The following is a 5,792-nucleotide window of genomic DNA, read 5'->3' on the forward strand; positions in this document are numbered from 1 at the left end:
TGAGCGGCTTTTCATTAATTTTGATTATAGTTTAAATCATTCTTATGTAGGAAAACTTATTAATTTGCCAGAGAATTCTTGGTCAGAAGTGGCATAAATTTCGGAGTAACTTTTTCAGCAAACCCTAATTGATGATATGTTTAAATTTAACGTAAAATATGCTCGTTTCCTCCCCGTCGTCTGAAAACGTCGGAGAGGAAACGAGCATCAACTAACAAATAGTTGCTCCAACGAAGTCCGCTTCCTGTTTACAAATTAGCCCCGTAGAGCGTTGGAGCAACACGACAATAAATATTAGAAATGAAGCCTTACGGATATTGTCGTTAGGAACTAGCGATACTATACTGCCAAGGTCGGGAATGTAAGACGGCTAGGAGGTAAGATTTCTTGCCTCTTAGATGCAATTCCCAATGAGATTGGAAACCCCAACTATATTGCTTGCAATTAGTTGGGGTAGTTCACTGTCCCAAATATTAACCTACCTACAATTATTGTAGGTAGGTCAAAAATTACCGCTCAAAGTTGTTTACAACAACTTAGTATGCACGGTTGTTGGGCTTATGAACAATGAAACTCATGGTTTGACACTGTTTGATGTTGTCGAAACCAACAACACGAATATAAGAGTTAGGATACTCAGAACGACATTCCCGAACTTCAGCTAATACTTCTTGAGCAGAACCAGCATTAAACAAAGGTAACTTCCACAGGGTCCAGAAATGATCCTGGGGTTGGGGATCTTCTTCAAACTCAACCCCAGGAATCATGCCTTGATCCAAGACGTTTTGAACTTGGAGAAGAATTTGTTGATCGGTTAAAGGGGGTAAATAAGAAAGGGTTTCGTAACGACGCTCTTTAGGTAATGTTTTCATTGTTGGTAGATTCCTATCTCAAGTTAATCACTATTAGGTTTTGAGTCATCATTCTCTGACTCAGAAGCAGTTGAGGAGATTGAGGGAGAACCGGTAAGTCTTTCCAATAGCTGACGACGATGTTCTACATTAGCCTGATTAATATTATGCCTCACCATTTGGGGCATAAATTCCATAACCTCAGAACTTAGATATTCTCGGACTTTGAGAATACGTAAGACTAGCTCTTTATCTTCCGCCATTAAACCTTGAATAAAGTCTTCCCATTTTTGGATATTCTGGGAGGCTGTATATTGCTTCAGCCAAATTCCCTTTTTTGGGTTGGTTTCCGATAATTGGTCAATAATCAGACGCACCGCTTGATAAGTTAGGTAATTTTGTATTACTTCGGCAGTCTCATTCGCTATTTTTTTAGGATACATAGATACTTACCCGTCCCTCCTCGGACACAGTTGTTAGTTTTTAGTTTTTGATATTCTCTAAAAGCTAACAACTATTCCCGATTTAGAGTGTATCCATTGCCTCAAACTCGAATTTAATTTCTTTCCAAAGTTCACAAGCAGCGGCCAACTCAGGACTCCACTTACAAGCTTCGCGGATAACTTGGTTACCAGCTTCACCAGATAAGGAACGACCTTCATTACGAGCTTGGATACAAGCTTCAAGAGCTACACGGTTAGCGGTTGCACCAGGAGCGTTACCCCAGGGGTGTCCTAAAGTACCACCACCGAACTGTAAGCAGGAGTCGTCGCCGAAGATTTCAACTAAGGCGGGCATATGCCATACGTGGATACCACCGGAAGCAACGGGCATGGTTCCAGGCATGGAAGCATAGTCTTGGGTGAAGAAAATACCGCGAGAACGATCTTCTTCAACGTAGTCTTCACGCATGAGATCAACAAACCCCATGGTGATGCCTCTTTCCCCTTCTAATTTACCGACAACGGTTCCAGAGTGGAGGTGGTCACCACCAGATAAACGTAAACACTTAGCTAAAACGCGGAAGTGGATACCATGATTTTTCTGACGGTCAATTACCGCGTGCATCGCACGGTGGATGTGGAGTAATAAGCCGTTGTCACGACAGAATTTAGCTAAGGTGGTGTTAGCTGTGAAACCACCGGTGATGAAGTCGTGCATAACGATGGGAGTGCCAATTTCTTTGGCAAACTCGGCCCGTTTCATCATTTCTTCACAAGTACCTGCGGTAACGTTGAGGTAGTGACCTTTAACTTCGTTGGTTTCAGCTTGGGATTTTTCGATAGCTTCTTGTACGAATAAGAAGCGATCGCGCCAACGCATGAAGGGCTGAGAGTTGATGTTTTCGTCGTCTTTGGTGAAGTCTAAACCACCGCGTAAACATTCATAAACGGCACGTCCGTAGTTTTTAGCGGATAGACCTAATTTGGGCTTAATGGTACAACCTAATAGGGGACGACCATATTTGTTTAATTTGTCCCGTTCAACGGTGATCCCGTGAGGAGGTCCTTGGAAGGTTTTGATTAAAGCAACGGGGAAGCGGATATCTTCTAAACGTAAGGCACGTAAAGCTTTGAACCCGAAAACGTTACCTACTAAAGAGGTGAGAACGTTGGTTACAGATCCTTCTTCAAATAAGTCTAAAGGATAAGCAATGAAACAGAAATACTGGTTATCTTCGTTAGGAACAGGCTCGATATCATAACAACGACCTTTGTAACGATCTAAGTCGGTTAAGTTATCGGTCCAAACGGTTGTCCAGGTTCCTGTAGAAGATTCTGCTGCTACTGCTGCACCGGCTTCTTCTGCAGGAACACCAGGTTGGGGAGTCATGCGGAAGCACGCCAGTAAATCGGTATCTTTTGGTGTGTAGTCGGGGGTGTAATAGGTTAAGCGGTAGTCCTGAACACCGGCATTAAACCCTGCTTTTGTGGCCTGTGCCATTTTTTTTATTCCTCCATGAGTGGGCATCGTTAATTTCTCATTTATCGGTTTGTAAGTCGGTTTGCCCTGACCTACCAGTAATAGAGAAAATTTTAGAAAGTTATTCGGTCGCTCAAAGTCGCTTGTAGCAAACCGTTTATTCACTTATCTGCTTTTCGAGTCCTTATCATATCACGATAGTTAGACCCTTTTAACATTCTTTTTTCTCTTTCTTCGGTAATTTTTTATTACAATTTGTAGACGCTCTGATTAATTTAACTAATGAGTCTTTATACCCTGATACCTCTTTAATGATTTAGTTTTCCTCTATATCAGACAGGGGATCATTTATCCTAAAAAATTTATAAAGAGTTACATAAGTTTTCTTGATGGGCTGAGTAAGATTGCTTAATTGTTCAGTAATAAGTAACAATATTAGACAAGAACTTTTGTTTTTTATGATGTGTACTCTCATTTTTCAAGATTTTGTTTGAACGACAAGAGGGACAAGGTGGACGAGAAGTTTATGTAAAGTTTTCTAAAAACATTCAATATTTGTCCAGAAAATATTCTAGATTTATTGGGTATCCCATACTAAATAAATCTATTTTTGGAGTTTGATTTGTAAGGCTCCCTTAGCAATTTAGTCATTCTGCTCTTAAAAGAATGACAAACTGGGAAGAGAATAGATGAATTTTGGTAATTTTAGTGATAAATATTGAAGCCACAATTCAATGGGGCTAAATAATCAGCGTTTCACCATTGTCAGATGAGTGTTAAATTTTCGTAAGCTGAAATCATTGATAAATAAAGAAAAAATTTGTTCTTTATATTGAAATCATCCCGCTTTGATGCAACGCCAAACAATCACATCCCTAACCTTTCGTAAACCAACGCTTAAGGAAAGTTAATATGATGATTCCACGTCGCTTACAAGCCCGACAAATCCGTGAAGATGCCGCCGAATTCGCCTACTTAAGAGAACATCCCCCCCATATTAATAACGGGGAAGAATTTAAGTATCGTACGGATGATAATAGCCCCAGTCATATCGCTAACTTTACCAAAGGGTTACCCCACCACCCTGAAACAGGATTATTACTTAATTCGGCAGATTATCGGGCTTTTGTCTTAGGCATTCAATCAGGTAATACTATAGATTTCGCACGGACTCCTCTAGGACCGGCTGACCTCAACCTCTCAGCTGTTCCCAATACGCTCTCTGTTGGCTTGATTACCCCTCAAACGGCTATTCCCAATAGTGTTAATGCTTGGCAGTCAGCCATCGCCCAAGGCGCAGATGGCGGCAACGGGGCCAAAGTGCGAGCATGGGAAAGTGCCGGTGCTGGTTTAACCTTTGATTTGGAAGGCTTTGACGCACAAGCATTAACGATGCCCCCTGCACCTACCCTGGATAGTCCTGAATTGGCGGCAGAAATCAGTGAAGTCTATTTACAGGCCTTATTAAGGGATGTTCATTTTTCTCAATTCCGCGATCCTGATTTAGGCACGCAATTGGATCCCCCAGTTGATTGCCCAAATAGTAATACCACAAGTATTATCGATGCCATTAATATCCTAAATCAAGTCACAATTGACAACCGTAACTGGTTTAATTCCGATGAGACTGATTATCTTGATTTGTTCGACAGTGTCAACCTAGAAGCCGCTCTAGGGGATTTATTTTTCCGAAGTATTAATTTAACGGAAGCAGAAGCCAAGCGAAAACGGCCAAGGGTGACTGTTAATAACCTATTTCGAGGAATTGCGCCCGGGGATGAGGTGGGACCTTATTTATCTCAATTTCTTTTAGTGGGTAATCGTGGGATTAATGGAAACGACACAGTTCTCAACCGCGCTGATGGCTTCATCCGCTATGGTTCAGTTCGGATTGATAATCGGGTTCGGACGGCAACTCCGTGCATCAACTATATGACCACTTTCCCTGAATGGTTAGATGTGCAGAATGGGGCGGATGTTCGAGGATTGGAGTCCTACACTAACGAAAACGAAACCGGGGCCAATGCGCCTTATCGTTTTATTACCACACCTCGCGATTTAGCGACCTATGTTCATTATGATGCTCTTTATGAAGCCTATTTGAATGCTTGCTTAATTTTACTTGGCATGGGAGCACCTTTTGATCCTGGTATTCCTTTCCAAGATCCCGACGTGGAGGACAAACAACAGGGATTTGCCACTTTTGGGGGGCCAGTGATTTTAACCCTTGTCTGTGAAGTGGCAACAAGGGCATTAAAAGCGGTGCGCTACCAAAAATTCAACGTGCATCGCCGTCTGCGCCCTGAAGGGGTAGGTGGCTTAATTGATCGTTATCTGACGATTCCTAACTTACAGGATGGGGAGTTACAACCCATTGCTCCCCTTGTTGAAGCTTTACAGGATGTGGGATTACTGAATAGGGTTAATGAATTTAATAATGGTCAAAGCTATCTATTACCAATGGCATTTCCTGAAGGTTCACCGATGCACCCCTCCTATGGCGCAGGCCATGCTACTGTTGCAGGAGCTTGTGTAACTATACTGAAAGCTTTCTTTGATCATGGTTGGCAATTACCCCTTGGTCAAGATGCAGAGACAGGTCAATATATTGCCTACGAACCTAATGCAGATGGGAGCGGTTTAGTTGAGGTTCTCTTAGAGCAACCTTTAACCGTTGAGGGGGAATTGAACAAAGTAGCGGCTAACATCTCTATTGGACGGAACTGGGCAGGGGTTCACTACTTCACCGATTATATTGAATCCTTACGCTTAGGAGAACAAATTGCCATCGGTATCCTCGAAGAACAGAAATTCACCTTTGGCGAAAACTTTACCATGACTGTTCCGCTTTTCGACGGAGGGGCCCGACAAATATAGGTTACTACTAGTGAAGTACCCCAACTTGCTTCGCTGAAGTTGGGGCTTCCCAACCACAACTCAACTCAAGGACGGTTTTATTCGTCTTCGAGGTTTCCCGTCTCATTGGCCGTTGCCTCAATAAGACAAGTCTTATTTTGG

The 5,792-nt window shown here is 42.4% G+C and carries 4 protein-coding genes; 1 reads left to right on the top strand and 3 read right to left on the bottom strand.

Annotated features, from left to right (window positions below; all coding sequences use genetic code 11):
• Positions 1 to 536: 536 nt before the first annotated feature.
• The 3 genes from QNJ66_RS25450 to QNJ66_RS25460 all read right to left on the bottom strand — a co-directional run bounded on the left by QNJ66_RS25450 (position 537) and on the right by QNJ66_RS25460 (position 2,795).
• Positions 537 to 872, bottom strand: coding sequence for a ribulose bisphosphate carboxylase small subunit (locus QNJ66_RS25450; protein WP_300511463.1), 336 nt, complete (start codon positions 870 to 872; stop codon positions 537 to 539).
• Positions 873 to 895: 23 nt separating this feature from the next.
• On the bottom strand, positions 896 to 1,294 hold the full coding sequence (locus tag QNJ66_RS25455) for a chaperonin family protein RbcX (RefSeq protein WP_300511464.1): 399 nt from the start codon (positions 1,292 to 1,294) through the stop codon (positions 896 to 898).
• An 82-nt stretch (positions 1,295 to 1,376) separates the two neighbouring features.
• Positions 1,377 to 2,795 carry a form I ribulose bisphosphate carboxylase large subunit gene (locus QNJ66_RS25460; RefSeq protein ID WP_300511466.1) on the bottom strand — a complete coding sequence of 473 codons (1,419 nt, stop codon included), beginning with the start codon at positions 2,793 to 2,795 and terminating at the stop codon, positions 1,377 to 1,379.
• 891 nt (positions 2,796 to 3,686) lie between these two features.
• Here QNJ66_RS25460 and QNJ66_RS25465 point away from each other — a divergent pair.
• Positions 3,687 to 5,651, top strand: coding sequence for a vanadium-dependent haloperoxidase (locus tag QNJ66_RS25465; RefSeq protein WP_300511465.1), 1,965 nt, complete (start codon positions 3,687 to 3,689; stop codon positions 5,649 to 5,651).
• Positions 5,652 to 5,792: the final 141 nt, after the last annotated feature.

It is taken from the genome of Crocosphaera sp., assembly GCF_030064895.1.
Lineage (GTDB): Bacteria > Cyanobacteriota > Cyanobacteriia > Cyanobacteriales > Microcystaceae > Crocosphaera.

What these genes read in the sequence shown, in the direction of transcription:
- QNJ66_RS25450 (WP_300511463.1), bottom strand. Translation starts at nt 872, where the DNA reads ATGAAAACATTACCTAAAGAGCGTCGTTACGAAACCCTTTCTTATTTA.
- QNJ66_RS25465 (WP_300511465.1), top strand. Translation starts at nt 3,687, where the DNA reads ATGATGATTCCACGTCGCTTACAAGCCCGACAAATCCGTGAAGATGCC.
- QNJ66_RS25455 (WP_300511464.1), bottom strand. Translation starts at nt 1,294, where the DNA reads ATGTATCCTAAAAAAATAGCGAATGAGACTGCCGAAGTAATACAAAAT.
- QNJ66_RS25460 (WP_300511466.1), bottom strand. Translation starts at nt 2,795, where the DNA reads ATGGCACAGGCCACAAAAGCAGGGTTTAATGCCGGTGTTCAGGACTAC.